This is a genomic window from Sulfurovum sp. bin170 (assembly GCF_010892395.1).
Classification (GTDB): Bacteria; Campylobacterota; Campylobacteria; order Campylobacterales; family Sulfurovaceae; genus UBA1140.
Genome location: NZ_JAACKB010000186.1, coordinates 1 through 3,521 on the forward strand (window position 1 = coordinate 1; position 3,521 = coordinate 3,521).

Below are 3,521 nucleotides of genomic sequence, written 5' to 3' on the forward strand. Positions count from 1 at the left end.
CTACACTAAAAGAGGTGGGGGAGATTGACCATCGTTTGGCTTTGGAGTTTGCAAAAGCTGTGAATCTGTTGTTAAAGAAAGAGAGTTTAAAAGCAGAAGAGATAGTAGCTATCGGCTCACATGGTCAGACGCTTTGGCATGAACCAAATGGCAAATATCCATTCTCTATGCAGTTGGGGAATCCTTCTGTTTTGGCTGTAGAGACAGATATTGTTGTTGTTGCAGATTTTAGGTCAAAAGATGTAGCGTCTGGAGGGCAGGGGGCTCCTTTTGCTCCTGCTTTTCATAGAGAGCTGTTTGGGCATATGGAGGGGTGTGCTGTGGTCAATATTGGGGGGATGGCAAATATCTCTGTTTTTTCCTCCACACTGATAGGTTATGATTCTGGTTGTGGTAATGTTCTGATGGATATGTGGATTTCGGAGTGTCTGGGTGAAGCTTATGATAGGGATGGAGTGTGGGCTAAATCTGGAACTATTCATGAAACTTTATTAAATAATTTACTTTCGGATAGTTATTTTAAATTAACCTACCCTAAAAGTACAGGACGAGAATATTTTAATAAGAGTTTTTTAAGAAAGTATTTAGAACCATTTGATAAAATTACAGATGAAGATATACAGGCAACGCTATTGGCATTGACAGTACGAACTATAGCAGATGAGATAAAAAAATTTTCTATAAAAAAGTTATTGGTTTGTGGTGGTGGGGCTAGAAATGGTTATTTGATGAGAGAGCTACAATCTGGGCTATCTAAAGTAGAAGTAGATACTACTGATAGTTATGGTGTTAGTTCTGATGATATGGAAGCGATGATATTTGCGTGGTTTGCCTATAAGCGACTGCGAAATGAGAATATAGATTTAAAGACCGTAACAGGTGCGAAAAATAATACAATTTTAGGTGGAATATATGCATCCAATTGAAGCGTGGGTAAATGATTTAGGACATACTGAACATAAGTTCGAGGTGGTGAGTGATGATGCTAGTTATAGAAAGTACTATCGTCTGATATTGCCTGAAGGTAAGACATTTATTATAATGGACTCATCTATGCAGGTGGAGAGTATCTATCCTTTTATAGATGTCTCTGTTCGACTGTTAAAAGCAAAGGTACAGATTCCAAGGGTATATTCGCAAAATCTTGAACATGGTTATCTGTTAATAGAGGATTTGGGTAATACACACCTAGCAGATATTCTCAATAAACAGAGTCATAAGTTATTATATATGAAGTGTATTCATGAGATTTTGAAGATGCAAGATGCCGATATTTCGGGGTTAGAAGCGTATGATGAAGAGTTTCTAATGTTTGAGATGGAGCTTATGCAGAAGTGGTATCTTGACCAGCATCTTTGGATTACTCTGGATGAGGAGGAGCAAAAATCATTAGATTCTGTGTTGGAGTTAATAAGAGATGAGGTGTTGTCTCAACCACAAGGCTATTTTGTTCATCGTGATTTCCACTCTCGAAATATTATGTTCGCAGGTCGTGGCAAAGTCTCTGTGATTGATTATCAGGATGCAAGGATTGGGGCTATCACTTATGACTTGGTCTCTTTGTTAAAAGATGTATATATTAGATGTGATAGGGAGAAGGTATTAGAGTTGGTCTTGGAGTTCAAGGAGCTAAAAGGTGGTATTCTAAAAGATGTTAGTGATGAGCAGTTTATCCGTTGGTTTGATTTTATGGGTCTACAGAGACATATTAAAATTTTAGGTATATTTGCTAGATTGAAGATACGGGATAATAAACCTCTATATGTTGAGGATATTCCTTTGACATTGGAATATATCAGAGAAGTTATAGATATTTATGATGAACTTAAACCACTAGAAGTGATTTTGGACAGAGTAGCAGAAAAAGCATAATGTAGGGGCAGACCAATGTGTCTGCCCTTTTTTTTAATAACGCAAGGGAAACAGTGACAGCCATGATATTAGCTGCGGGGCTAGGAACTCGCATGAGACCACTTACCAACCATACCCCAAAGCCACTACTTGAAGTGGGTGGGAAACCACTTATTGTTTGGCATATTGAACGATTAAGAGATGCAGGATTTGTAAATATAGTTATCAATGTTGCCTATTTAGGACAAAAAATTATAGATTATCTTGGTGATGGTTCAGAGTATGGGGTTAATATACTCTTTTCAAATGAACAGGATGAGGGAGCGTTGGAGACAGCAGGTGGGATTGTCAAAGCTCTTCATCTTCTAAGTGATACCTTTTTGGTAGTCAATGGTGATATTTGGACAGACTTTATTTATGATAGTGGTTTTGAATTGGATAATGACCTGTTGGCTCATCTGATTTTGATTGATAACCCTGAACATAATCCTAGAGGAGATTTTGCTTTAAAAGAGGGTGTAAAGAAGTATACTTTTTCAGGGATTGGGTACTACTCAAAAGCTATGTTTCAAGATTTAGAGTATGGTAAACAGGGATTAGCTCCTCTGCTTTTTAAAGCTATTGAAGATAAGAGGTTAACAACAGAGTATTATGATGGTAGATGGTATGATATTGGTACTCCACAGAGATTAGATGGTTTGGATATAGAGCTAAAGGAGTAACCTCAAAGGTTGAAAAAAGGTAACAAATCTGAATAAATAATTTTTTTTAGCTCTATTATTAATAAAAGTCACTGTTTAATCACATTCTTCTGCAACTATTCATTTTAATAAAAGCTATTAGGGAATTATTTGAAAAGATTAGGGAAGATGACTATTTTATATGTTGAAGACGAAGAGCAACTTATTCGCAATTATGCTCCATTTTTAGAAGAGCATTGTCAATCGTTATATATTGCTCGTGATGGAGAAGAGGCATATCGTATATATAGAGAGTATAGACCGAATATTATTTTGCTTGATATCTATATTCCAAAGATGAGTGGAGTAGAGTTGGCAAGAAAGATAAGAGTAGATGATTATACAACTGTTTTGATTGCATTTACTGCTCACTCTGATAGAAAAACTCTATTGGAATTTATAGATTTACATCTTTTGAGCTATCTTGTTAAACCTGTCAGTAGGTCTGTTCTTATTAGTGCTTTGGTTAAGGCCGCACAAAAAGTTTATGGAGAACATCAGGTTAATCTACCATTTAATTGCTCTTGGGATTCGAAGAGTCAAACACTCTATCATGATAGGGAACAGGTAAGTTTAACTAAACGAGAGAGAAGTTTTTTTGATTTGATGATAAAAAAACAGGGAGTTCCTTGTGCAGATGATGAGATAATTTTGAATGTCTGGAGTGATAAATATGATGAGGCTATTACCAACACCTCTATTCGTACTTTGATAAAAAATTTAAGAAAAAAGGTTCCAACCAAGTTGATAAAAAATCAATATGGGGTAGGATATAAACTAGAGTTATAAATTTTATACTATTTTTCTTAATATTCACTGTTACATCACACTGTTTTGAGATTATTAACTTATTAAATAATATTTAACATAAGTTATTGGGAAGAAGAGCATTTGAGGAAATTAGAAAAATTAACAATTTTATATGTAGAG

At 35.4% G+C, this 3,521-nt stretch carries 4 protein-coding genes; all 4 read left to right on the forward strand.

Translation table 11 applies throughout. The features are described from left to right. On the forward strand, positions 1-926 hold a 926-nt coding region (locus tag GSY74_RS04390), incomplete at its 5' end, for an anhydro-N-acetylmuramic acid kinase (RefSeq protein WP_164663892.1). Next, complete coding sequence (locus tag GSY74_RS04395) at positions 913-1,872, forward strand: aminoglycoside phosphotransferase family protein (RefSeq protein WP_164663893.1); 960 nt, start codon at positions 913-915, stop codon at positions 1,870-1,872. The genes GSY74_RS04390 and GSY74_RS04395, both read left to right, overlap by 14 nt. 62 nt (positions 1,873-1,934) lie before the next feature. Beyond that, positions 1,935-2,573 carry an N-acetylmuramate alpha-1-phosphate uridylyltransferase MurU gene (gene murU / locus GSY74_RS04400; RefSeq protein ID WP_223157461.1) on the forward strand — a complete coding sequence of 213 codons (639 nt, stop codon included), beginning with the start codon at positions 1,935-1,937 and terminating at the stop codon, positions 2,571-2,573. A gap of 129 nt (positions 2,574-2,702) precedes the next feature. Continuing rightward, on the forward strand, positions 2,703-3,380 hold the full coding sequence (locus GSY74_RS04405; protein ID WP_164663895.1) for a response regulator transcription factor: 678 nt from the start codon (positions 2,703-2,705) through the stop codon (positions 3,378-3,380). Positions 3,381-3,521 lie beyond the last annotated feature (141 nt).

Excerpts from the sequence above, each read along its gene's own strand:
- murU (WP_223157461.1), top strand. The coding sequence starts at position 1,935 with ATGATATTAGCTGCGGGGCTAGGAACTCGCATGAGACCACTTACCAAC.
- GSY74_RS04395 (WP_164663893.1), top strand. The coding sequence starts at position 913 with ATGCATCCAATTGAAGCGTGGGTAAATGATTTAGGACATACTGAACAT.